General features: G+C 36.8%; 19 protein-coding genes. 9 read left to right on the forward strand and 10 right to left on the reverse strand.

The annotated features are described in order from the left end of the window. Window positions 1–14: 14 nt before the first annotated feature. The 4 genes from ACNART_RS14925 to ACNART_RS14940 all read right to left on the reverse strand — a co-directional run bounded on the left by ACNART_RS14925 (window position 15) and on the right by ACNART_RS14940 (window position 6,768). Entirely contained in the window at window positions 15–3,065 is a 3,051-nt protein-coding gene (locus tag ACNART_RS14925; protein WP_368927768.1) for a TonB-dependent receptor domain-containing protein, read from the reverse strand. Between the two features lie 41 nt (window positions 3,066–3,106). Further along, the gene (locus tag ACNART_RS14930; RefSeq protein WP_368927769.1) at window positions 3,107–4,471 is read right to left on the reverse strand and encodes a surface lipoprotein assembly modifier; all 1,365 of its coding nucleotides are present in this window, start codon (window positions 4,469–4,471) and stop codon (window positions 3,107–3,109) included. A gap of 186 nt (window positions 4,472–4,657) precedes the next feature. Beyond that, window positions 4,658–5,458, reverse strand: a complete 801-nt coding sequence (locus ACNART_RS14935; protein WP_198626393.1) for a Slam-dependent surface lipoprotein — start codon at window positions 5,456–5,458, stop codon at window positions 4,658–4,660. Between the two features lie 422 nt (window positions 5,459–5,880). Next, window positions 5,881–6,768: a LysR family transcriptional regulator gene (locus tag ACNART_RS14940; RefSeq protein ID WP_198630096.1), complete on the reverse strand. Its 888-nt coding sequence runs from the start codon at window positions 6,766–6,768 to the stop codon at window positions 5,881–5,883. A gap of 225 nt (window positions 6,769–6,993) precedes the next feature. Between ACNART_RS14940 and umoA the strand changes: the two genes are divergently transcribed. Beyond that, a complete protein-coding gene (gene umoA, locus ACNART_RS14945; RefSeq protein WP_109373348.1) occupies window positions 6,994–7,530 on the forward strand; it encodes a UmoA family flagellar biogenesis regulator in 537 nt (178 codons plus the stop codon). Between the two features lie 255 nt (window positions 7,531–7,785). Next, complete coding sequence (locus tag ACNART_RS14950; RefSeq protein WP_198620285.1) at window positions 7,786–8,649, forward strand: ATP-grasp fold amidoligase family protein; 864 nt, start codon at window positions 7,786–7,788, stop codon at window positions 8,647–8,649. A 71-nt stretch (window positions 8,650–8,720) separates the two neighbouring features. On the opposite strand, the gene fdhD is transcribed toward ACNART_RS14950, so the two are convergent. Further along, a complete protein-coding gene (gene fdhD / locus ACNART_RS14955; protein WP_198620284.1) occupies window positions 8,721–9,551 on the reverse strand; it encodes a formate dehydrogenase accessory sulfurtransferase FdhD in 831 nt (276 codons plus the stop codon). Between the two features lie 178 nt (window positions 9,552–9,729). Here fdhD and fdnG point away from each other — a divergent pair, with 178 nt between their 5' ends. From fdnG to ACNART_RS14990, 7 genes are all read left to right on the forward strand, one after another. Next, window positions 9,730–12,777: a formate dehydrogenase-N subunit alpha gene (fdnG, locus tag ACNART_RS14960; RefSeq protein ID WP_198620283.1), complete on the forward strand. Its 3,048-nt coding sequence runs from the start codon at window positions 9,730–9,732 to the stop codon at window positions 12,775–12,777. An 11-nt stretch (window positions 12,778–12,788) separates the two neighbouring features. Further along, window positions 12,789–13,727 (forward strand): formate dehydrogenase subunit beta, encoded by a 939-nt coding sequence (gene fdxH, locus ACNART_RS14965; protein ID WP_023583348.1) that lies wholly within the window; start codon window positions 12,789–12,791, stop codon window positions 13,725–13,727. Then, window positions 13,724–14,380, forward strand: a complete 657-nt coding sequence (gene fdoI / locus ACNART_RS14970; RefSeq protein ID WP_109373343.1) for a formate dehydrogenase cytochrome b556 subunit — start codon at window positions 13,724–13,726, stop codon at window positions 14,378–14,380. The genes fdxH and fdoI overlap by 4 nt, the downstream gene beginning before the upstream one ends. 206 nt (window positions 14,381–14,586) lie before the next feature. Further along, a complete protein-coding gene (fdhE, locus tag ACNART_RS14975) occupies window positions 14,587–15,507 on the forward strand; it encodes a formate dehydrogenase accessory protein FdhE (protein ID WP_109373342.1) in 921 nt (306 codons plus the stop codon). 15 nt (window positions 15,508–15,522) lie between these two features. Then, window positions 15,523–16,908 carry an L-seryl-tRNA(Sec) selenium transferase gene (selA, locus tag ACNART_RS14980; protein ID WP_368927770.1) on the forward strand — a complete coding sequence of 462 codons (1,386 nt, stop codon included), beginning with the start codon at window positions 15,523–15,525 and terminating at the stop codon, window positions 16,906–16,908. Window positions 16,909–16,910: 2 nt separating this feature from the next. Beyond that, window positions 16,911–18,773, forward strand: coding sequence for a selenocysteine-specific translation elongation factor (selB, locus tag ACNART_RS14985; RefSeq protein ID WP_198630094.1), 1,863 nt, complete (start codon window positions 16,911–16,913; stop codon window positions 18,771–18,773). A gap of 110 nt (window positions 18,774–18,883) precedes the next feature. After that, window positions 18,884–20,533: an LTA synthase family protein gene (locus tag ACNART_RS14990; RefSeq protein ID WP_368927771.1), complete on the forward strand. Its 1,650-nt coding sequence runs from the start codon at window positions 18,884–18,886 to the stop codon at window positions 20,531–20,533. 119 nt (window positions 20,534–20,652) lie between these two features. On the opposite strand, the gene ACNART_RS14995 is transcribed toward ACNART_RS14990, so the two are convergent. The 5 genes from ACNART_RS14995 to bcsD form a co-directional block, all read right to left on the reverse strand. Then, the gene (locus tag ACNART_RS14995) at window positions 20,653–21,081 is read right to left on the reverse strand and encodes a TOBE domain-containing protein (protein WP_196533626.1); all 429 of its coding nucleotides are present in this window, start codon (window positions 21,079–21,081) and stop codon (window positions 20,653–20,655) included. A 309-nt stretch (window positions 21,082–21,390) separates the two neighbouring features. Then, window positions 21,391–22,416, reverse strand: coding sequence for a glycosyl hydrolase family 8 (locus ACNART_RS15000; RefSeq protein ID WP_368927772.1), 1,026 nt, complete (start codon window positions 22,414–22,416; stop codon window positions 21,391–21,393). A 73-nt stretch (window positions 22,417–22,489) separates the two neighbouring features. After that, the gene (gene galU, locus ACNART_RS15005) at window positions 22,490–23,449 is read right to left on the reverse strand and encodes a UTP--glucose-1-phosphate uridylyltransferase GalU (RefSeq protein WP_232797629.1); all 960 of its coding nucleotides are present in this window, start codon (window positions 23,447–23,449) and stop codon (window positions 22,490–22,492) included. Window positions 23,450–23,634: 185 nt separating this feature from the next. Next, the gene (locus ACNART_RS15010; RefSeq protein WP_196533622.1) at window positions 23,635–24,546 is read right to left on the reverse strand and encodes a sensor domain-containing diguanylate cyclase; all 912 of its coding nucleotides are present in this window, start codon (window positions 24,544–24,546) and stop codon (window positions 23,635–23,637) included. Between the two features lie 39 nt (window positions 24,547–24,585). After that, window positions 24,586–25,056: a cellulose biosynthesis protein BcsD gene (gene bcsD / locus ACNART_RS15015; protein WP_109373335.1), complete on the reverse strand. Its 471-nt coding sequence runs from the start codon at window positions 25,054–25,056 to the stop codon at window positions 24,586–24,588. Window position 25,057: the final 1 nt, after the last annotated feature.

Here is a 25,057-nt window from a genome sequence, read left to right on the forward strand (position 1 = left end):
TTACTCTCTTTTAATTAAAATTGTGCAGTCACACCTAATCGGAACGTTCTTCCTGGTGCAGGCATACCTGATCGCGTTAATGGATCAATGTAATATTCGTTTAATAAATTACTGCCCGTTATTTCAAAAGATAAATTAGGACTATATTGATAGTTAATATAGGCATCAACGGTAAAAACTTTTGCCCAACGCATCGGGTTATTATTTTGACCGTACATGTCTCTTGGTAACTTTTCTTTTAGCCATTTTTCATCTTTATTTTCTACTTCTGATGAATAGAGCCAACGGCTTCCAACTTCTAATTTATTATCTAGCCAACGAGTCCCTAAATGTAAATTAACTGAATATTTAGGTTGAATAGAAGTACGTAAAAAACCTCCAGGATAACCACCCGTCATACACTCTTTAATCCCTAATAACCCAGAAGGATCATAGTTACTAAAGGCATTTTTATCGCACACCTTATTTTTATGACTGTACACAAGAGCAGTATTCATAAAAATAAAACCGTTATCAAAACGTGCTTGAACTTCCAACCCTTCTAATTTTTGCTTTTCAAATTGCCTAATTTGCCAATTAGCATCTCTATCAAACACATTTTCAATATTGGTATAAAAATAATTTATTTTAATATCAGCATGGCGCTCTATATTAAGCCAATCGGTCAAATCAAACACAACACCAAACTCTGTACTTTTGGCTCGTTCTGGTTTTAATTTAAAGCCGTAATAACGGGCTTTTGACCCTGAAAAACCACTGGTGTCTTCAAATAAATTAGGTAATCGCAGTTGCTCAGTATAACGCCCATAAAAACGTAATATCTCGTTGGCATACACCGTCGCAGAAACTAGAGGTGAAAATGCCCCATGCTGATAGCTAGGCTCCGGTGCAAAATTATCTTTATCATCATCAAGATAAATAGGGATTGGCTTTGTCACACCCATTTCATATTTATTAACCCATTTACCTGTAATTGGGTGAACTACTTTTTCATCCATATTAAGATAACCGTTTAACAAAATATTATTACTTTTTAATAACTCTCCATTTTCATCAAACCCCCAATATAATAACTCTGTTTTCATTGGGATCATTGTAGTAGAGTTAACCACAATATTTTCATTTTCATCTCGGAGATATTCTTTATTTTCAAAATGTACTTGTTTTGAAGTTTTTATTATACGATTAATTTCTTTTTTTATATTATCAGGTAATTCTTCATAGTCTGGATGAGTTAATTTATATTCTTGTACTCCCCTTCTTTTTTCTCTAAGTTCAGAATTTCCCATTATTCTTTTATATTTTTCTGGTAATTGTTTTTCCGTAATTCCACATAGAGCACCAATTAAATAACACTCTTCCTGTGTCAATGTTCTGTTATATCTTACGATATATCCTCTAACAGAAGGCGTTCTCTCATAACCCTTTACTTTATTTTTCCGCTTATTATTTAAAAAAGTATCTGTTAAGTGATAATAGTGATATTTGCCGCCAGCAGTAATGGCTAACCAAGAAAGCGGTTTCCAATCTGTGGAAAGGGCTAAATTAATTTCATGACGTTGCCCGCCACGCCCTGAGGTAACAAAATCAAAACCTGCAGGTAAGTCTAATTCATCACTATCTAATTTTTCAAATTGATAATGACTGGAGAATGAAATGGAAAATTGGGGTGATAATTTAAATATCGAAGATAAATCAATACCGTAACGGTTATTTTCTTGATACAGAGAAGAAGTATCAATAAATCCAGTATCATAACTGAGTTCCCATTCGGTATTTCTATTAGCAAACGAATCAACTTTTTTTGGCTCTCTTGGCTTACCACCACGAGTATTGGTATGTCCTGTGGTTAAATTTCCCCACAATCTTAATAATAAATCTGCTTGTTTATCTTCTGGTTTATATTGATAAGTTAATACTCCTGCTTGTTGTGTAATATTTCCTAACGGCCATTGATTTACCAAATTTTTATCATAGCGAACCCAACTTAAACGTGATGGCATAATATCGCCAAACAGTAAATCTGTGTATCGGTAATTAATGGAAAAACGGTGCATTGATTCAGGAAATAATGTTCCCTTAACTAAAATAGAGCGACTGCGATTGGAAGTGTTCGGTACTTCATTATTTGGGCGATAAATATGAGCAATAAAAGGCAAATAAGGCTCAAAGTTTCTTCCCCCATCTTTTACATGAACTGATTCAAGTAAATCCTTATCTGTTTCACTATAATTTCTAGCATTTCTCTTTCCTGCAAAGTAATTTCCTTTTTCTCGTAATGCATAAGCAAATAATAAATTAAATTTTTCTTTTTCAAAACCTACCCCAAGACGAAATGAATAATCTTGAAAGTTTTGTATTTTACTTTTTTGAGGGGTGATTTCTAAGGCAGGATCAATAATGTAAGCATTTTGCTGATAGAATTTCGGATAATAGCGATAATCTTCAATCATATTTGTATAAACTTCTTTATACCGTGTAGCGTTATTACTAATATCTCCTTTAAAATTAATACCAAAAGAGTCACCGATAGGCACAATATCACGAATATCTAAGGTTTTTATGGCTATACCGCCACCAATCCCTGTTTTCATATCTGGGGTTAATGAAGGGCCTTTTTCAATATAGATACTACTAATCAAATTAGAATCAATATAGTTACGATTAGAGGCACCACTATAACCACGATAAACGGTAATCGCTTGCTCTGTCCCATCAACAGTAACAGGAATTCGCCCTTGCCCTTGAATACCGCGAATATTTGGATCAAGCGCCCCACCATTACGCGCTTCACCACTATAAACTCCAATTGCGCTTTTTAGTAAGTCCGCTGGCGATACCCCTTGATAACGCTCTAATAGTTCTTTGCCTAAATAAACATTAGAGACATCTTTTTCATAAACTTGAGCATACCCTTGTTTATCTTTTTCTTTATTATCTGAAATCTGAATATGACCAAGATCGGTTTTATCTTCTTTGGCTTGCAGATAAAAACACGGGGAAAATAGCGAGAGAGAAACGAAGATTGAAACAATTTTCCGCTTTCTAAAAAGCATTATATGCATTGTTTTACCTATTCAATTGATAAAGGAAGTAACTTATTTAATTAAAATTGTTTTTCTAATTTAAATAACACTTCATGTTGCTGATACTGATATAACCAATCCACATTGCTTAATCTTCGGGTATAACGTAATTCTATTGCGGGATAAAACCCTAAAATAAAGGGTGATTTATTTTTAATATTGGTTGTAAAAACAAAGCTATTATCTTTTCTTCTCTTTTTTAATAAAGGGTTATAGTTATTAAAGTGTTTAAATTGATACTGTAAAAAAAGAGATATATGCCAATCTTCTAACAATGGATAATAAACACCTATTTTTATACCATACAGCTGATAATTTAATAAAGTGTTTTTTTTACGACCTAATTGATAATTTAATTGATTAACTAAATGAACTCTATTATTTAAATAATAGTTATGATTAGCACTATAACTAAGTCGCTGACTATTTAAATTATTTAACGCTTCTTGATATTTCTTTATTTTATAATCTACACTTAAATTAATAGTTTGCTTTTTATTAAAAAAATAAAAAAATTGTGTTTCACTTCCCCATGCTTGATATTCATATTGAGTTTGTGATTTTTTTATTTCGTAATAAGGTGTTATTAACCATTGATATTGAGGCTTTTGATAGCGATAACCCAATTGTGTATATAATGCAAAAAAATTAGCGCTACGGTGGGAGTGATAATCTATATATCGTACATAATTATAAGAAGAAAAAGTATGGTAAGAATAAATGATAAAAGGCTGATAAAAAGAAAAATAATGAGTAAGGCCTGTTGATGCAATGGGTTTAGCACCTCTTAGTGTTATTTTTCTTTGAGTGGAATGCGAGATGATTTGCTCAGGTAAATCAGGAGCATGGTTAATATTATCATCATAAAAGAAGCTAAGTTGATAGAAACGTTGGCCTTGAAAATAAGAGGCTAACTTAACCCTATAAAACTCAATAGAGTGGATAATATCTTTAGATAAATCAACCACATTGCTCAGTTGATTAAGTTGTACTTGTGCTTTTTTATATTCTCGCAAATGAAAATAAAGCTGAATTAGCCCTGTTTGAGCTGGGATAAAATCGGCTTTTTGTTTAAGTTGCTGCTGATAATAAAATTCAGCATTTAAAAAATCGCCTCTGTTTTGTGCCAGTAACGCCTTTGCATAATTGACAAGTAAGACTTCATATTGAGGCAGCTGTTGATAATAAAGCAGTAATTTTTCTGCTTTCTGCCACTGCTGTTGTTGCAAATAGTGATAAAGTTGCTGACCAATTTCCGCGACACTTCTTTTATAAAATTGCTCACGCAATAATTTATCATTATTTTCTATCGCCATACTATTCAATGATAATAAAATGAGTAGTAAAGCCAATAACCGTCTTATTAAAAGTCGATAATAATTCATGGTATATCCTTATAATAAAAAACCGACCTATCCCTTAAGATTGGTTTATTTTTGATAAAAAAAAACAGATAACCCTATACCAGATTATCTGTTGCTAACATTTAGCTTAATGACCACTAATACCACTTTTAAAAGAATTAACCGATTGTATTACCAAACAAATTTATAATATTATTTTTGAAAAAATTAAGAAGCATCCGTGCTTGCTGTTGTTTCTTCACTTTCACTGCTATTTTTCGTACCACCAAAACCGATATCTTTTGTGTGATCCGAACTAAACACCACAATACCCGCTAACACTTCTGCGCTTTCACCAAAGAAAGCACCTTCAACAACCCCTGATGTTGTGCCTTCTTTCGCATCTGCAGAAAACGTTACTTGGTTATTTGCGGTATAAAGATTTCCACCTTCTAACTCAACTGTGCGTTGGCTATTCGCTAATGAACCTTCGATTTTCTTTTGTGAAAAATCAACATCAAACGTACCTGAAAGTAGGTTACTACCAGTGTATTGACTCATACCAGTTACCGTATAAGTCGCACTATCTGTCGGTAATGTGGTTGTCACATCTTTACCGACATAATAGGTTTGATGTGTCGCATCCGTTGCTGATGTTGTTTTTGCCCAGTCACCAAAATAGACATTAGCATCCGTGATTTTAGCAAAATGAAAAACACCCATATTACTGTGACTTGAGGGAGAATTAGCATTAGGTTGAATAGTATAAACACCATGAGTATCCGCTCCACCACTCATTCTTGGCGATGTTAGCGAAGCAAAACCAATTTTTTTTCCACCTCCGACGGTACTAATACCAACACCTGGTGCACCACCAGGCATTTGATGATCACCACGTTGGATAGGATCACTTGCCCCCACTTCCATCGTCGTTAAAGGCCCGCTTTGATTAGAATGGATTTCTGCTTGTACAGCATGAGTGCCCATTAATATAAATAATGCGCATACTAATTCATTACGTTTTTTCATAATAATTTCCATATTATTTGTTTGAGGGTGTGGCTACTTATTATAAATAACAAGTAGCCACTTACAGAGATATTCATATTTTATCTTTACAGCTTCACTTTCGAATATAAAGCTTACTGTTTCTGGCGTAGGTAATATTAAATAAATCGCTTTTATTGTAAATAACACATTTTAATTAAAAAGATTTTAATTAACCCTACTTATATGAGGAGAATTAAATTAATTAAATGATTTAACTTAATTTTTTATTTAAACACATAAAAAAACAACAAATATTCCATGTTTATTTTTGTGAACAAACTCGCAATTATTTATCTTTATTTCTTTTAAAACTAATTAATATTTATTAGGTATCTTAGCTTTATTATAAGTTATATATTGAAAATATAATCATAATTAAAATTAAAACCTTTTTTTATTCATTATATTTTATTTATTTCCTCAGAAATTATTTTTATAAAAATATCACGATCTTTATTCTGAATATTATTATTCCAAATAACACCTATTTTCCATTGTGTATACAAACCCGATAGCGGCAATAAAGTGACTTTTTGCTTGTCACAAATAAGTTCTGCATTTTTAGGCACCAATGCCATTCCTAATCCAGCAGCAACTAACGCTAACTGCGTTTGAATATCTTGCGATTGCTGTAATACACGGGGTTTGATTTGATGATGCTGCAAAAAATCATCGATTTGTTGATGTAGTTTTTTTCCTTTTTCAGGCACCAACTGAATAAGCCCAAGCGTATTAAAGTAGTGTAATGGATCATCATCAACCTCTAACACCCGAATAGTTTGCGTGGGGATTGCTAACATCAATCGCTCTTGTACTAATGAAATACCTTTTAATGGCGCTGTAACGGGTAAGCGTGAAAATGCAAGATCAAGCTCACCTAAAAGCAACTTATCTTCCATTTTGTTAGAAGGCATATCATCAATATGGACGGTAATATCAGGGTGAGCGTGATTAAATTTTGCCAATACTGGTGTAATAAAATTTAATGAGGATAAACTCAATCCTGCATAAAGTTCTGCTTTTTGGGGTTCACTTAATTGACGAGCCTGTTTTTCTAGAACTCGAGCTTCTCTCAAAACTGATTGAGATTGATTCAGTAAATACTGACCTTCAGGCGTTAATTTTGCACCATGACGTCCACGTTGAAAAAGAGTGATACCTAATTGAGATTCCAGCGTTTTTATTTGTTTAGTGAGTGCCGGCTGGCTAATACAAAGCTTTAATGAGGCTTCACCAAAATGTTCTGTTTCCGCTAAAACAACAAATGCGTTCAATAAACGTGTATCCATGATTAATCATTAATCCTACATTATTTTCCTTTATTATTATTCTAACATAAAATAAATAAATAAAATTAATAACCAAAAAATGCATTGATAAGCACTTATTCTTTACTTTTGATCACCTTTTGGAATGAAATAAGATAACAGCTAGAAATAACAGGGTTATACATCTCTGTTTCACGGAACAAATACCTTATTTTTTGGCATCATAATGGCAATCAAGGAGTATTTATGTCTGCTAAGTCCCTATTTATAATTCTTTCATTATTAGGATTATCGTTCTCTTGTTATTCAGGAGATGGACTGGTGGATAGAACATGGGGATCTTCTAGGCTTGATACGCAAAGTTATCGACAAGCATTAAGACAACCGACCGCAACCTCTCGATATACTCTTTTTAATATCACGCCAGATATGCCTGTTCCAGGTGGTGCAAGCCATTCTGATCCTCAAGGTATCCGTTATATTGCAATGAAATATGGCCCTTATGGTCAGCCTGAACACTATAAAACCTACCAAATTATGTTTTCTCACTATTCAAATAGTAGTACAAAAAAAGTTCGCTATTTAGGTGAGTTATATACTGTTGTCGGTGATATCTATTTAATTGATCCTTTTGCAACAACCAATGAATGGCAACGTGGTCGTAGCCAAATCGTTGAAGAGTACTATGAGATATTAGATGCTCACGGAAATAGAACCGGCAAAGGATTACGCTTTAATAATTGGGATAAACCAATTCATATAACTAAATGGTCATCAAATTAATATATTCTTAATCAATATTCCTTTTTATTAACTCTCTCTTAATGTCGTCATTTTTCCTTTTATTAAAATAAGTATTTTGAATATTAACCCACGTTAATACTTTCTAATTTTATATAAATAAAAAATATCAGCATATCAATAACTGACATTATTCTCTTAATTTCTATTTAATTTAATTATTTCTTTAGATAGAAGTTTAACTCACAGAAAAATTAGTTTTTATTTCACTTATCTATTTAAAATAATCATTAGCTTATGAAAATCATAGAATACTACTTCAAACAGTTTCGAACTATCGCATTACCTGATCGAGTGTATTTAAAGAATAAGTTTATTCGTAACTTAGGCTATCAACCAAACTTTAAAAAACCAACGTCACTTAATGAAAAAATCAATGCACGTATGTTATTCGATAGAAACCCAATTTATACGCGCTTAGCAGATAAAATCAAAGTCAGAGATTATGTAATAGAAAAGATTGGCCCACACTATCTGGTTCCTATCATTAACACCTATTCTCATCCTGATGAAATCGATATCACTCAACTTCCTTCACGTTTTGTACTCAAATGTAATCATGATAGTGGTAGTACAATTATCTGCCTTGATAAAGCAACGTTTGATTTTGAAAAAGCAAAGAAAAAGCTTCAATTTCATTTAAAACGTAATCTCTATCCCGTCACGCGTGAATGGCATTATAAAAATATCAAAGCTCAAATCATCTGTGAAGAATATATTGATTTATTTGACACACAAAATCCAATGATACCAACGACTTGTCGTCTTCACTGTTTTAATGGTCAGCCTCATTATGCTGAAATTGATCTTTCTGATACCAAAGGGAATGAGTATATAAATGTATATGATACAAATTGGCAGTTACAACCCATCACATTAGAAGATCCCAACACACCAGAACTTGTTGAAAAACCAATTCAATTTAAAAATATGTTGCAATTAGCCGCTAAAATGGCAAATGACTTTAATTATTGTCGAGTTGATTTTTTAATGTCTGAGAATAGGCTTATCTTTAGTGAAATGACCTTTACCCCAAATGCAGGACGTATCCCCATCAAACCTAAAGAGTGGGATTACAAGTTAGGGGCATTGTGGCCATAAAAAAGAAAAATTAAACAGGTGCCAATCGTTACATAAAAAGATTACACCTGTTTTTAAATTTTTCATTTTATTTAGTCAGTCAGTCGTTGTGGATGAGTAAAGACCGTAGCTCTTCCGCGACGGCAAAACCCCACCAGCGTAACATTATATTTATTAGCAACGTCAACCGCCAAAGAGGTCGCAGCAGAAACAGCAAATAAAATTTCTGCACCACACATAGCCGCTTTTTGTACCATTTCATAGCTTGCTCGGCTTGAGACCAATACCGCGCCTTCATGCCACTTTTCTTGTGCTTTCATACCTAAAAGCTTATCAAGTGCGACATGACGCCCGACATCTTCACATCCTCCTTGCATTTCACCTTCTGGCGACAACCAAACAGCAGCATGTGTACAACCCGTTAGCTCACCGATTTCTTGAACGGTTGTCATCTGCTCTAAGGCTTTATCAAGATTTGAAAGTGAGAACGTTTGTGTAAAAGGTAACGGTGCGATAGGTCGGAAAATCTCTTCTAGCTGTTCAGTTCCACAAATACCACAGCCAGTACGTCCTGTCATATTGCGGCGCCGCTCTTTTAATCCCATAAAGCGTCGGCTTGATAATTCAACTTGAACTTCAATGCCTCCGTTACAACTTTCCACAATTTCAATACTGCGAATTTCATTAGAAGACTCTATAATGCCCTCGGATAAAGAAAATCCGACAGCGAACAACTCTAAATTTTTAGGGCTTGCCATCATAACAACGTGAGAGATTCCGTTGTACACTAATGCAACAGGAACTTCGAGTGCAATATAATCGTCTTCTTGTATGCTAAGCGATCCTTTGTGTTGCACAATTGTTTGATCTACGCCAATGATTACACGTTTAGTTAACAATTTTGTCGATTTTGTTTCATCCATAAGATGAATTCCTAAATTTATTAATACATAATAACAATACGGGTAAAACGATTTTACACTACCTATCAGGCAATGAACCTGATCCTATTAAGGATAATAGGAATAAAAAAACAATCAGCTCCATTTTCGTGAAGAAAATCAGAGTCAGTAAAAGCAATGTATGATGAGGAGAGACCCCATGCAGGTCAGCAGAAGACAGTTCTTTAAGATCTGTGCTGGCGGTATGGCAGGTACTACAGCGGCGGCGCTCGGTTTTGCACCAGCAGTTGCGCTAGCAGGCTCACGTCAGTATAAATTACTGAGAGCCCGCGAAACCCGCAATACCTGTACGTACTGTTCTGTCGGTTGTGGACTATTAATGTATAGTCTGGGCGATGGCGCGAAAAACGCAAAAGAAACAATATTCCATATTGAAGGTGACTCAGACCATCCAGTAAACCGCGGTGCATTATGCCCTAAAGGTGCTGGTCTTGTGGATTTCATCCACAGTGAAGGTCGTTTAAAACACCCTGAATACCGTGCACCCGGCTCGGATAAATGGGTAAAACTCTCATGGGAAGAAACGTTTGATCGTATTGCGCGCTTAATCAAAAAAGACCGCGATGCCAACTTCCAGAAATTCAATAAAGAAGGTGTTGAAGTCAACCGTTGGTTAACAACGGGTATGCTTTGCGCCTCTGCAGCAAGCAATGAAACTGGGTTTTTAACTCAGAAATTCTCAAGAGCTCTTGGGATGCTGGCTGTCGATAACCAAGCGCGTGTCTGACACGGACCAACGGTAGCAAGTCTTGCTCCAACATTTGGTCGCGGTGCGATGACCAACCACTGGGTTGATATGAAAAATGCCAACCTTATCGTCGTTATGGGCGGTAATGCGGCAGAAGCACACCCTGTGGGATTCCGCTGGGCGATGGAAGCTAAAATCCATAATAACGCCAAGCTAATTGTTATTGATCCTCGCTTCACCCGTACTGCGGCTGTTGCGGATTTCTATACGCCTATTCGTTCTGGTACTGATATTACGTTCTTATCGGGCGTTATCTTATATCTGCTCGAAAATAAGAAATATCAAAAAGAATACGTTGAGGCCTATACCAACGCCAGCTTGATTGTCCGTGAAGACTATCATTTTGACGATGGTCTATTCAGTGGCTATGACGCTGAAAAACGTAAATACGACAAAACCACTTGGAACTACGAGATGGATGAAAATGGTTTCGCAAAACGCGACACCACATTACAACATCCTCGTTGTGTCTGGAATCTGTTAAAACAACACGTTAGCCGCTACACGCCTGATGTAGTTACTCAGATTTGTGGTACACCAAAAGATGATTTCTTAAAAGTCTGTGAATATATTGCTGAAACAGCAGCGAAAGATAAAACAGCATCTTTCCTGTATGCATTAGGCTGGACTCAACATACCGTTGGTGCTCAAAACATTCGTACCATGGCAATGATCCAATTACTGTTAGGTAATATGGGTATGGCTGGTGGCGGTGTTAACGCACTACGTGGTCACTCCAATATTCAAGGCTTAACTGACCTCGGCCTATTATCTCAAAGCTTACCAGGCTATATGACGCTGCCTTCTGAAAAGCAGACTTCATTAGAAACCTACTTAGCTGCAAATACGCCAAAAGCGACAGTACCGGGACAAGTTAACTACTGGGGCAATTATCCTAAATTCTTCGTCAGCATGATGAAGACATTCTATGGCGATAATGCTCAACGTGATAATGATTGGGGCTTCTCACTATTACCTAAGTGGGATAAACCTTACGATGTTCTGCAATATTTCGAGATGATGGATAAAGGTGAAGTTAATGGCTATATCTGCCAAGGCTTTAACCCTGTTGCCTCATTCCCGAATAAGAACAAAGTTATTCGTTCATTATCAAAACTGAAATTCCTTATCACTATGGATCCGCTAAACACTGAAACAGCGTGTTTTTGGCAGAATCACGGTGAAGAGAACGACGTTAAAACAGAAGATATTCAGACCGAAGTCTTCCGTCTACCAACAACCTGTTTCGCAGAAGAAGACGGTTCTATCGTTAACTCTGGTCGCTGGTTACAGTGGCACTGGAAAGGCGGTGATGCACCAGGTGTTGCTATCCCTGATGCTGAGATTTTATCTGGTATTTTCCATCGTTTACGCCAACTCTATAAAGAGGAAGGCGGTGCGATGCCAGAACAGGTGTTGAATATGACTTGGGATTACTTTGATCCTGATAATCCAACATCCGCAGAAGTTGCACAAGAAAGTAATGGTAGAGCATTAGTCGATTTAAAAGACGCTGATGGCAATATCATTCTGAAAAAAGGTCAACTGCTTAGCTCGTTTGCTCAGTTACGTGATGATGGTACAACAGCAAGTGGCTGTTGGATCTTCGCAGGTAGCTGGACAGAGAAAGGTAACCAAATGGCTAACCGTGATAACTCAGATCCATCAGGGTTAGGTAACACATTAGGTTGGGCATGGGCATGGCCTCTTAACCGTCGCATTATTTATAACCGCGCATCGGCAGACCCACAAGGTCAACCTTGGGATCCTAAACGTAAATTAATCGAATGGGATGGCAGCAAATGGACAGGTATTGATGTACCTGACTATAGCAACGCTGCACCGGGTTCTGATGTAGGGCCATTTATTATGCAGCCGGAAGGTATGGGACGTCTGTTTGCTATCGATAAGATGGCAGAAGGTCCATTCCCTGAACACTATGAGCCAATTGAAACACCATTGGGTACTAACCCACTGCACCCGAATGTGGTTTCAAACCCAGCTGCGCGTATCTTTAAAGATGACTGGGAAGATATGGGTAAAGCAGAAGATTTCCCATATGTCGGTACAACTTATCGTCTGACCGAGCATTTCCACTTCTGGACTAAGCACGCGCGCTTAAATGCGATTATTCAGCCACAACAATTTATTGAAATTGGTGAGCGTTTAGCCGCAGAAAAAGGCATTGTTCAAGGCGATACCGTTAAAGTCAGCTCAAAACGTGGTTATATCAAAGCGAAAGCGGTAGTCACTAAACGTATTAGAACCCTTGATGTTGATGGGCGCAAAGTGGATACCATTGGTATTCCTATTCACTGGGGCTTTGAAGGTGTTGCAGTGAAAGGCTTTATTGCGAATACGTTAACGCCATTCGTGGGTGATGCGAATACACAAACGCCTGAGTTTAAAGCGTTCCTTGTTAATGTGGAAAAGGTGTAAGGAGATAAATTATGTCACTGCAATCCCAAGACATTATTCGTCGCTCTGCCACCAATTCCCTTACTCCCGCGCCACAGGTGCGGGATTACAAGGAAGAAGTGGCAAAACTTATCGACGTAACAACCTGTATTGGCTGTAAAGCCTGTCAGGTTGCTTGTTCTGAATGGAACGATATTCGCGATAAAATTGGCACTAACGTTGGTGTTTACGATAACCCAACTGACCTAACGGCGAAATCATGGACAGTGATGCGCTTCTCTGAAGTTGAAGAGAACGGCAAACTGGAATGGTTGATTCGTAAAGACGGTTGTATGCACTGTGCTGATCCGGGCTGTTTAAAAGCATGCCCAGCAGAAGGTGCTATCATTCAATACGCTAATGGTATTGTTGATTTCCAATCAGAACACTGCATTGGTTGTGGTTATTGTATCGCTGGTTGTCCTTTCAATGTGCCTCGCATTAATGAAGAAGATAACCGTGCTTACAAATGTACGTTATGTGTTGACCGTGTAGAAGTCGGTCAAGAGCCTGCATGTGTAAAAACTTGCCCAACAGGCGCGATTCATTTTGGTTCGAAAGAAGCCATGATCAATCTTGCAGGTGAGCGAGTTGCAGAACTGCAAACTCGTGGTTACGACAACGCGGGTCTTTACGATCCACAAGGCGTGGGTGGTACGCACGTCATGTATGTTCTCCATCATGCTGACAAACCAAATCTGTATCATGGTTTACCAGAAAACCCAGAAATTAGCTCAACCGTTAAATTCTGGAAAGGTATCTGGAAACCATTAGCCGCTGTTGGTTTTGCCGCAACCTTCGCGGGTGCTATTTTCCATTATTTAGGTGTCGGTCCAAACCGCACAACTGAAGAAGATGAAGAAGAAGCGCTCAAAGAGATGGAAGCATCTTCTAAAACACAGACCTCTGTGAATAAGGAGGAGCAGAAATGATGAAGAAGAAAGGTGATAAAATTCTTCGCCATACCGCATCAGAGCGTATAAACCACTGGGTCGTTGTGATTGTCTTTCTGTTCACAGCAATCAGCGGATTGGGTTTCTTCTTCCCATCTCTGAACTGGTTCATGAATATTTTAGGTACACCAGAACTGTCGCGTCTGTTACACCCATTTGTGGGTAGTGCAATGGCCATTCTCTTTCTCTTTATGTTCTTCAGATACTTGAAGTATAACTTTATTGATAAAGATGACTTAGTCTGGGCTAAAAATATTCATAAAGTACTGCAAAATGAAGAAGCTGGCGATATTGGTCACTACAACCTTGGTCAGAAAGGTATTTACTGGATGTTAAGTATCAGCCTTATCTTACTGACTGTCAGTGGCATTATCATTTGGCGCCCTTATTTCGCAGAATATTTCTCGATCCCAGTGATTCGAATCGCCTTATTAGTTCACTCATTATCAGCAATCTTACTGATAATCACCGTATTTGTTCATGCTTATGCGGCGTTCTGGGTGAAAGGTTCAATTCGTAGCATGATTGAAGGCTGGGTAACTCGTGGTTGGGCTAAAAAGCATCACCCTCGTTGGTATCGTGAAATTCTCGAAGAAGAGAAAAAAGAAGCCGAAAAGCAGTCACAGAAATAATGCCCTAAAGTGTATTTCTGAACAAACGGAGGCTTGTTAGCCTCCGTTTTTTATTCAATTTACGCCCGTTTTTAAGACGTAAAAAACAATAAAATCACGCTATTATTACCCACTGTCATGGCTTCGTGTTTGCATTTGATTTATTCTGAAGCCAAACCCTGTGGGTATTCACTATAAAATTTATGATAATAGGAAGATAGAACGTTATGAGTATTCGCATCGTTCCTAAAGAGCAATTAGGTAAAGAGCAATCAGAAAAAGGAATTAGTTTTATTCCACCCGTATTATTCCCTAATCTGAAAAACCTTTATCAACGTCGTGCTGAACGTTTTCAAACACTAGCAAAAGATAATCCTTTCGCAGATTACCTTGAATTTGCGGCAGAAATTGTCAAGGCTCAAGAAAAAGCACTTCATGACAATCCATTAGTCGTCGATCTTGCCCCACTCCTTACACAGCAAGTCGGTGTAGCGCCTTTAGATAGAAAAACATTCAAACGCAGTAAACATTGGCATGCTTTATTAGCCTCGATTATTGCTGAATTACGTCCAGTTGTGCCTGAAAGTGCTACTATCACTTTAGAAAATCTCTCTAAAGCTTCTGAAACTGAATTAGAAGAAATGGCAACTGCGTTACTCAATGATGAATATTCAAAAGTCTCAGCAGATAAGTCTGTCTTTATTTGGGCGGCCTTGTCTCTTTACTGGGCTCAATTAGCGGCGAATATTCCCGGTAAGGCTAAAACAGAATACGGTGAAAATCGTCAATTCTGCCCAGTTTGTAACAGTATGCCTGTGGCAAGCATGGTACAAATCGGCACAACACAAGGTTTACGCTATTTACACTGTAATTTATGTGAAACGCAGTGGCATGTTGTACGCATTAAATGCACCAACTGCGAATTAACAGGTAAATTAAATTACTGGTCTTTAGACAGCGAAAATGCGCCTGTAAAAGCAGAAAGCTGTGGTGATTGTGGAAGCTATCTGAAAATTTTATATCAAGAAAAAGATGCCAATGTGGATGCTATCGCTGACGATTTAGCGTCTATTGTTCTTGATGCAAAAATGGAAGAAGAAGGCTTTGCTCGTAGTAGCATTAATCCATTCCTGTTCCCAAATGAATAATAATTAGGTATTAGCATGACAAATGATATGCGCTCACTTTACAGCCAACTACCGTCTATTGATAAGTTACTGCACCAAGCCGACATTCAAGCCCTAGTGGCTTCTTATGGTCAGACATTTATTGCAGAGCATTTACGAAAGTTACAAAAAGAAGCGCGTATCATTATTCGTCAAGAAAATGAGTTACCACAATGGCATAACCATTGGGTGGATGAATTAAAAAATCGCATTACATTACAACGAAAATCCTCGATTAAACCTGTTTTCAATTTAACAGGTACCGTTTTACACACTAATCTAGGGCGTGCATTAATGGCAGAATCCGCCATTGAAGCAGTTAGCCAAGTTATGCGCTCACCAGCAACCTTAGAGTATTCTCTTGATGGCGCATCAAGAGGACACCGTGATCGTGCTATCGCTGATTTGTTATGTGAGTTAACGGGGGCAGAAGATGCCTGTATCGTTAATAACAACGCTGCTGCCGTTTTACTGATGCTCGCAACTGTTGCACCCAATAAAGAGGTTGTTGTTTCTCGTGGTGAATTAGTTGAGATTGGCGGTGCTTTTCGTATCCCTGATGTGATGACACAAGCAGGCTGTACACTCAAAGAAGTGGGAACAACAAACCGTACTCACCTTAAAGATTATCGTAACGCCATTAATGAGAATACTGGTTTGCTAATGAAAGTTCATACTAGCAACTATTGTATTCAAGGCTTTACCGCCGAAGTGCATGGCGATGAACTTGCCGCACTTGGTAAAGAAATGAACTTACCGACTGCTATCGATTTAGGCAGTGGCTCAATGACTAATTTAGCCGCATTAGGCTTACCTTCAGAGCCAATGCCTCAAGATTATCTACAACAAGGTATCGACCTTGTTACCTTCTCGGGTGATAAATTATTAGGTGGCCCACAAGCGGGGATAATCTTAGGTAAAAAAGTATGGATTGAGGCTATTCAACGCCATCCTTTAAAGCGTGCATTACGCGTTGATAAAATGACATTAGCTGCTTTAGGCGCCACATTACGCCTTTATCAGCAACCTGAAAAAATGGCTGTTGAAATTCCAACATTACGTTTGTTAACTCGGACACAAACAGAAATTAATGACATGGCGCAACGGTTATTGCCTCATTTTCAGGCATATTATGGGGATAATTACCATATCACGATATCCTCATGTGCTTCTCAAATAGGCAGTGGTTCGTTACCTATTGAAAGCTTACCGAGTGCAGCACTTACCTTTGAAGCCAAAAATGGAAAAGGTAGCCAGTTAGATGCGTTAGCCGCGCATTGGCGCAATTTAGAAAAACCGATTATTGGTCGAATTACTGATGGTCGCCTGTGGCTTGATCTGCGCTGTCTTGAGGATGAAAATGCATTAATACAGGCACTTTAACTATGATTTTTGCGACGGCAGGTCACGTAGACCACGGAAAAACCACACTTATACAGGCAATTACTGGGGTAGATACTACCCATTTACCTGAAGAGAAAAAACGAGGCATGACCATTGATTTAGGTTATGCCTATTGGCGTCAAGACGATGGAACTTCAATTGGTTTTGTGGATGTTCCCGGTCATGAGAAATTCCTTTCAAATATGCTTGCTGGCGTTGGAGGGATCTCTCATGCGCTATTAATTGTGGCTTGTGACGATGGCGTTATGGCACAAACCATCGAACATATTTCTATTTTACGTCTTGCTGGCTGTCCTCAAGTTACCGTTATTCTCACCAAAGCAGATCGTGTTACCCCAGAACGAATAGAAGAAGTTCGCTCACAAACAACCGAGATGTTAGCTAATTTAGGTTGGTACGATCCTCAAATTTTTACCACCTCAGCCCCATCAGGGGAGGGAATTTCAGAGCTTCGCCACTATCTTGTTGATCTGCATCAGCAAGAACAACAACACCCTCAATGGCATAAGCGTTTTCGTTTAGCAATAGACCGTGTGTTTAGCATTAAAGGCGCGGGATTAGTTGTCACAGGAACTGCGCTTGCGGGACAAATTTCTGTTGGCGATACCTTTTGGCTAACGGGTGCAGATAAACCAGTAAGAATAAGAGCCTTACATGCACAAAATCAGCCCGTAGAACGTGCGGGTGCAGGTCATCGTATTGCAATAAACATCACAGGTGATGTCAGTAAAGAAAACGTCTCTCGTGGTGACTGGTTGCTTTCTCAAGCGCCTAATTATCAATCTTATAAAATATTAGTCAGTTTAATTGCGGATGAACCTTTAAAGCATTGGCAGCCTGTACATATTCACCACGGTACACGTCATATTACGGGTCGTGTTGCTCTTTTAAATGATGCTAATGAAACACCACAGTTAGCGGAGCTTATTCTAGATGAACCCCTTTGGCTGGTGGATAACGACAGACTTATCTTGCGTGATATCAGTGCTCAACGCACCTTAGCCGCAGCGAAAGTCTTATCTTTACACTCGCCACGTAGAGGCAAACGACAAGCTGAATTCCTAACTTGGTTACACCAACTTGATAATGCAGACAGCGTCAGTGCCAATTTAGCGTTATGTTTACCAAAAGGTGAACTCTCTCTAAGTCAGTTTTCTTGGGCTCAACAATTAACTGAAAGTGCGCTGACTCAGTTATTAGAAACCTTTGACCTAGTGAGCGTTGCTGGCGTTATTCTTTCCAAAGAGAATGCTGATAACGCAAAACAGAAATTACTCGATACACTTGAGGAATATCATCAACAACATAATGATCAAATGGGTGTGGGTCGTTCTCGTTTAAAACGGATGGCACTACCTACTTACCATGATGAATTGGTCTATTACTTAATTGATCAGTTACGTAAAGAAGGTGCTATTAGCCAAAGTCGAGGTTGGCTTCATCTTCCAACTCATGGTCTTGCTTTTTCTCCAGAACAAGATGCACTATGGCAAAATGCTAAAGTCTATTTTGAGCAATCTGAACCTTGGTGGGTACGTGATCTAGCAAATGAAATGAAAAGTGATGAGAAAGTGATCCGCTCATTATTACGTAAAGCAGCACAATTAGGTTTAATTATTCCAATTATTGCTGACCGCTACTATACACACCAATCAATAGAAAAATTTGCCTCTATCATTGTGAAATATAATGAAAGTAATGGCAGTGTCACCGCCGCGGACTTCCGTGATGAGTTATCTGTTGGGCGTAAATTAGCAGTACAAATCTTAGAGTATTTTGACCGCACTGGATTTACTCGCCGCAAAAAAGATCTTCATATTTTACGAGACAAAGGATTATTCTAAATCCAAATGTTAACTTAGGCTAAGTAAAATTATTTAGCCTATTTAAGGTTATCGCCTACAATATTTGTAAAATATCCCCTTGATTATTTATCGCTATACTCGGAAGAGATATGAAAAAAATATTAGGATGTGCTTATCTTGCACTTATTCTTATTGCCTCACTCTTTATTGTTTTTGAGAAAGCAACGTTTGTTTATACTGCACTTCTTTCCGTAGGTGCTTATTTTATTCTTTTTTCTCTTTGTTTTCTTTTATCAGCTCGTGTCTTATTTTCGGTTATTACCACCGGCACACTTTTCCTGATAACTAAGTTTATTAATCAACTCAAAGTTCATTATTACAAAGAAACATTAATGTTCTCTGATTTTGATTTGGCTTTTGATAGCTCTAATTTAGGGACATTAGGCCATTATTGGGAAGCCGGCGTTGCATTGGTTGCAATGCTAATATGGCTGATTATCAATATGTCTATTGCGTGGCATTTTTCCAAAAAATCACGCCCAGTCTTGCGTATAAGTAGCTTACTCTTAATGGTTATTGGGTTTACTACTATCCATTTCACCGTAGAAAAATGGCAAGCTGAATGGGAAGGCACACTTCCAGGAGGACGAGGTACTGTCACTAATTTAATCATGTCTGGTTACCAAACGGCTTATCACCCTCCTTATTTCAAGGAAAATGCAGATTATTTCCTTGAACAAGCGAATAAAACCTTATTGCCAGAAACGCAAACTGACATAAAACCTGATATTGTCGTTTTATTACAAGAGTCGACGGTTAATCCTCATATTTATCAATTTGATAAAGATGTTGCACTGCCTGATTTATTTATGTTTCAAAAAGATGAAAATGTCAGTGCACAAAGCCCTTTACGTGTACAAACCTTTGGTGGTGGTACTTGGCTTTCTGAATTTTCAGTATTAACAGGGTTAAATACGGATGACTTTGGTGCGCGTAAAAACTCTGTATTCTATTTTGTTGTCGATAATCTTAATGAGAGTTTATTCCGCCAACTCAAAGCAGAAGGTTATTACACGGTTTTACTCACTCCGTTTAATCGTAGTGCTTACCATGCAGGTTACGCTTATGAAAAAATGGGAATTGATGAAATCATTCAACCTCAAGAGCTTGGCTACCCTGGAATATTAGAAGAAAATCTCTGGAAAATATCGACGGTAGATATGCTAGGTTACGTTGAAGAGGTATTGAAAAAACGTACTGACAAGCCACTGTTTATATTCTCATTAACCATGTATGAACATGGTCCTTATGATGAATCACACAGAGATATGTACCAAATTACAGGTCATACAGAAAGCAGTAATGCACCGGGTAAATTTAGCCACTATATGGAAAAGATCATCACCAGTGATCCAGCAATTAAAGATTTCTCTAATTTTGTTACACAAAGAGAAAAACCGACGATGTTCCTCTATTTTGGTGATCACCAACCCAATATTGAGCTAAAAAATTATCAATCACCTTTTAATAACCCTGCGTATATTACTCAGTTCACCTTAAGAGATAATCTATCGCAAGGTGCGCCAATAACAACGGGTGAGTTAACTGATATTAGCTTCTTAGGTGGCATGATCTTAGAGCGTGCTCGTTTGCCATTATCTCCTTTCTACAAAGCAAACATTCAAATGCGCCATTTATGTGAAGGCAAATTAAATGACTGTGAAGACGAGAAATTAGTTAACAGTTATAAAAATTATATCTACGACAAACTAAAAGTCGCTGGTGATACTGATAAATAATTTTAGTAACCTTGCATAAAAGGTGATCGGGATTATAAATCTAAAAAGATAAGTAATATCAAAAAGAAAGAGGCTAAATATTTAGCCTCTTTTTATATTTTAAGAGAATAGCGTCTCGATTATTTGCGTGTTGCTACAATCACACTGGATGCTTTCACTAACGCTAAAACATCACTGCCTTTTGCCAATTTCATCTCTTGTAAGCTTTCATTGGTGATAACCGCAGTCAGTTCTAAACCTTTCGCCGTTTCTAAATGAACAGTTGAGTTCACCGCACCCTGTACGATTTGAGTCACTTTTCCTGCAAATTGGTTACGTGCAGAGAAATTTAAACCGCAATCAGGCAGTGCTAATACAACCCACGGCGCTTTAATAATCGCAATAGCTTCGCCATCTTTTTTAATATTTAAGCTTTCACAACTTTCTTTGGTGATGATTGTAGCCAGTTTCTCACCGTGTGCTAAAGATAAAATCACTTCACTATTGACGGCACCATCAATAATATCAACAACTTTACCGACTAACTGATTGCGTGCTGAAACTTTCATTTATCCACCTCTATTGTTGATGAAAAATTATATTAATAACATTATCAAGTTATTGGGATAACTTTAGCATAAATATCATTAAATAAATTATTCTTAGATCATAGATTAAAGTTTATTTATTATTTAAATAACATAACGTTATAAACAAATAGAGATAGCGAATTACAATTAACTTATTAAAGTCGAATAAGTATAAATAATTTAGAAATTTATTTTTTTAGCACTATCGATATAAAAAATAGATAACTTAATGCCTCTCTGTATTAAAAGGAATTTAAGCTATCTATCATTCAAATTAACTAAATATACTTATTGCCCATTCTGAGCAAATGCCGCTAATAAGTGTAAAGCCGAAGAGTAATAATCTGTATCTTTACTTAAATCGACATCTTCAATAGGTGTTTTCATTGTTAAATCTCTCACTGCCATCATACCAGGAGTAAGGTTATATTCAGCGCGCTCTTGAGCATCAATACTTACCCAAGCAGGCGTCTTATAACGATCAAATTGCAGCCAATACTGCACAAAAGGTTGTAACGCTAATTCATCGTGTGCCCAAGCCAAATAAAGCGGAATACGTATTGCATCAAAGCTAAATCGTGCAGGCCATTTTTCACTAGGCTCTATCTTTCCATCTGGAAACAAACTTACCCAATCTGTTGGTAATTGATATTCACCAAACCGCATATTTCTAAGTAAAGACTGGCTATCATTAATTAACTCTTTCCAACGAACATCTTTGCTCGTGCGGTAAAAATCTTTCCATGCAGGGAAAATAAAATAGGATGGGTTAATAATAATTTCTTCTGGCGTTTTGAAGCCATTAATACCGGGTAAAAGTACAGTATAATTTTTTGTCTTAACTAAAGTATGTTCCAAAATAGCGTGTTGAATAGAATCAGAAGCTGAAAGATAACTTTCATCATTCCATTTCTCACCAGCTTTTAATAATGCCCACGCAATTAAGATATCACCATCTGTTGCATTATTAGGATCAGGAGTATGTTCACTATTTTCGGGTTCATAACGCCATTTAAATAAGCCTAAATCGCCACGATAAAGAGAAGCAGCTGTCCAGTGCCATAACTTATTAAATGTTTCATGATCATCACTCATCACAGCCATTAACATGCCATAGCCTTGACCTTCAGAGTGTGAAATATTTTTGTTAGCGCTGTCTATAACTCGCCCATCATCCTGAATATAGCGCTCTTTAAACTGTTGCCATCCTACTTGAGTATCTGCTGCCTGTATTGAGGGAGAAACCATAAGCAACAAACCTAAAAAAAAGGTAGAAAATAGATAATGACAACGAGATAAGTGCCAAAAAGACATTGCCTTTCTCTCCTGCTATTGCCGACCGCCATCTTATCTCGGTCGGCATATTGCACATTATTTCAATATAAACTCAAAAGATAGCAACTATCTTTTGTGCTTCACTTACTTCATCTTCTTCTATGACTTCTGTTCTGGGTAACAATGTTTTTTCACAAAAGTCCCGCATCCAAGAAGAAAATTCTTCTTTTAACACAGAATTATGGAGGCCATATTCAACAAAAGCTTTCATATATCCTAGCTTATTACCACAGTCATGTGATTTACCCACTAAGGTATATGCTTCAGCGACTTCTTTTTTCAATAATAAATCAATCGCATCTGTTAATTGAATTTCACCACCAACACCTGCAGGTAGACCATCTAATAATTCCCAGATAGCTTCAGAGAAAACATAACGTCCAACAACAGAAAGGTTAGAAGGTGCATCTTCAGGATTTGGTTTTTCCACAATACGACGAATAGGCGCCCAATTACCTTGAGGGCAGAAAACACCTTCACAATCTACAACACCATATTGTTGCACTTGGCTCATTGGCACAGGTTCAACCATAATTTGGCTACGTTCTGTTTTTTCAAAACGTTTTATCATTGCTGATAAATTATCATGTTGAGGATCACAATAATGTGAATTTAATAAAACATCAGGCAGTAAAACAATAAATGGATTATTGCCAATAACTGGGCGTGCACAACAAATTGCATGACCTAAACCTAAAGCATGGCCTTGGCGAATTTGGACAATCTTGACATTGTTAGGACAAATTGAACGCACTTCTTCTAATAATTTATTTTTAATACGCTGTTCCAGCATATTTTCTAATTCAAAACTGGTATCAAAGTGATCTGCAATTGAATTTTTAGAAGAGTGAGTAACTAAAATAATTTCCTCAACACCTGCCTGAGCACACTCTTCAACAATATATTGAATTAAAGGGCGATCAACAATAGGCAGCATTTCTTTAGGAATTGATTTCGTTGCAGGTAACATACGAGTACCTAATCCAGCAACAGGGATAACCGCTTTCATCATAATAAAATCCTCTAATAGATATTTATCTAAAACTAATATTTAGTATTATTTTAAATTTACTCTTATATTTCATCAGGAATGCTAGATATATTTAAAAAACAGTTACCCCCCTCTTCGTTAAAAAGAGATAACGTTATTTTTAATATATCTTTACTAAAAAAAACTTTCTATTTAAAACCTTTTATTTAAAATCCGGAATAAAACCCATATTTATTACCACCCATTTCTTTTATAGAATAAAGTGTTTCATCTGCAGATTTTAATAATTCAGATAATGTTTTTCCATCTTTAGGATATTCAGCAATACCTAAACTAATTGAAGGAGTTAACATAAAATCCGAATTAATATTGATGGGCTTTTCCATTGATTTCCAAAGTGATTCTATTATTTCTAGCAAAATCACAGAACAAGAACGTAATCCTTTAGGGAAAAGCACAGCAAACTCGTCGCCACCAAGTCGCCCACAATAGACTTCATTATTTTCTAATTGTGACAACCGTTTAGATATTTCACACAATACCTTATCGCCTGCATGATGCCCGAATTGATCATTAATAGATTTGAATTTATCGCAATCTATAATACCAAGGCAAAATGAAGAAGGCTGTAAAACATTTAATCGTTCATTTTCAATTTTTTCGACAATACTTAGTCGATTAGATATTCCAGTTAATGAATCAATATAGCTTTTATTAAATAATTCATTTCTTAGCTCTACCTTATCAGTAATATCCAAGCTAATAAATACATAATGAGAAATTAAATTACTTTCATCAAACACAGGAATAATACTAATATCTTCCCATATATCTTGTTGAGTATCGTTATTTCTTTTGGCTTCTAATCGATATACTCCTTTATTATCATTATTACCATTTACACAACAATTGATTTGATTCTCGTCAATTAAGTTAAATAAGCTATATTTTTTACCTTTTATATTTTCAAAGTGAACATTATTGAATTCACAATATTTTTCATTTGCATAAATAATAATGCCATTAATATCTGTTACTAACATCATGAAAACATTATTAGTAAATTGCTTTATTAATAAGCATTTAGAATTATCATCATTAAATATCATTTCATTCATTTTTGACCTCCTATGCTCATCAATAAAGCATATATATTATTATTCGGCTGATGAGTTATGCGCATAGCGGAAAATAAAGACATCTTTTGCATCAGTAGGTTGGCGATGCACTTGCATTTTGGCATTACCACCTTGATTCGTTAACCAACCTTCATATAACCCTTCTAAAACACCCGCACTTGCAACACGCCACTGAGCATCATCTTGACTTTGTGTAAAATGAGGCCATGCACAATGAACCAGTAAAAGTTCGCTCATTGCAGGAGATATAGTGACAAACCCCCATTTAAATAGTGTTAATACGCGATTAATATGTGATTCAAGTAATTGAATATTTTCGCTTTCAGGTAAAGGATAACGTAAGGCAATATCTTTACCTATATTCCTTAATTTATTTCCAGCAGTAGAAATATCATTGTCATTTAAAATTTGAAAAAATAATAATTGAGTTAGATCTTGCCAGCCACTTTCAAAAGGTAATTGTAAGATATCACTGTCATGCTTATTCATT

Source organism: Proteus sp. LHD240705 (assembly GCF_047921555.1).
Classification (GTDB): Bacteria; Pseudomonadota; Gammaproteobacteria; order Enterobacterales; family Enterobacteriaceae; genus Proteus.

Coding starts and splice junctions, on each gene's coding strand:
- ACNART_RS14990 (WP_368927771.1), top strand. CDS start 18,884: ATGAAAAAAATATTAGGATGTGCTTATCTTGCACTTATTCTTATTGCC.
- fdhD (WP_198620284.1), bottom strand. CDS start 9,551: ATGGATGAAACAAAATCGACAAAATTGTTAACTAAACGTGTAATCATT.
- ACNART_RS14930 (WP_368927769.1), bottom strand. CDS start 4,471: ATGAATTATTATCGACTTTTAATAAGACGGTTATTGGCTTTACTACTC.
- ACNART_RS15000 (WP_368927772.1), bottom strand. CDS start 22,416: ATGTCTTTTTGGCACTTATCTCGTTGTCATTATCTATTTTCTACCTTT.
- fdxH (WP_023583348.1), top strand. CDS start 12,789: ATGTCACTGCAATCCCAAGACATTATTCGTCGCTCTGCCACCAATTCC.
- ACNART_RS14935 (WP_198626393.1), bottom strand. CDS start 5,458: ATGAAAAAACGTAATGAATTAGTATGCGCATTATTTATATTAATGGGC.
- ACNART_RS14950 (WP_198620285.1), top strand. CDS start 7,786: ATGAAAATCATAGAATACTACTTCAAACAGTTTCGAACTATCGCATTA.
- ACNART_RS14925 (WP_368927768.1), bottom strand. CDS start 3,065: ATGCATATAATGCTTTTTAGAAAGCGGAAAATTGTTTCAATCTTCGTT.
- umoA (WP_109373348.1), top strand. CDS start 6,994: ATGTCTGCTAAGTCCCTATTTATAATTCTTTCATTATTAGGATTATCG.
- ACNART_RS14995 (WP_196533626.1), bottom strand. CDS start 21,081: ATGAAAGTTTCAGCACGCAATCAGTTAGTCGGTAAAGTTGTTGATATT.
- fdoI (WP_109373343.1), top strand. CDS start 13,724: ATGATGAAGAAGAAAGGTGATAAAATTCTTCGCCATACCGCATCAGAG.
- ACNART_RS15010 (WP_196533622.1), bottom strand. CDS start 24,546: ATGAATGAAATGATATTTAATGATGATAATTCTAAATGCTTATTAATA.
- galU (WP_232797629.1), bottom strand. CDS start 23,449: ATGATGAAAGCGGTTATCCCTGTTGCTGGATTAGGTACTCGTATGTTA.
- selB (WP_198630094.1), top strand. CDS start 16,911: ATGATTTTTGCGACGGCAGGTCACGTAGACCACGGAAAAACCACACTT.
- selA (WP_368927770.1), top strand. CDS start 15,523: ATGACAAATGATATGCGCTCACTTTACAGCCAACTACCGTCTATTGAT.
- bcsD (WP_109373335.1), bottom strand. CDS start 25,056: ATGAATAAGCATGACAGTGATATCTTACAATTACCTTTTGAAAGTGGC.
- fdhE (WP_109373342.1), top strand. CDS start 14,587: ATGAGTATTCGCATCGTTCCTAAAGAGCAATTAGGTAAAGAGCAATCA.
- ACNART_RS14940 (WP_198630096.1), bottom strand. CDS start 6,768: ATGGATACACGTTTATTGAACGCATTTGTTGTTTTAGCGGAAACAGAA.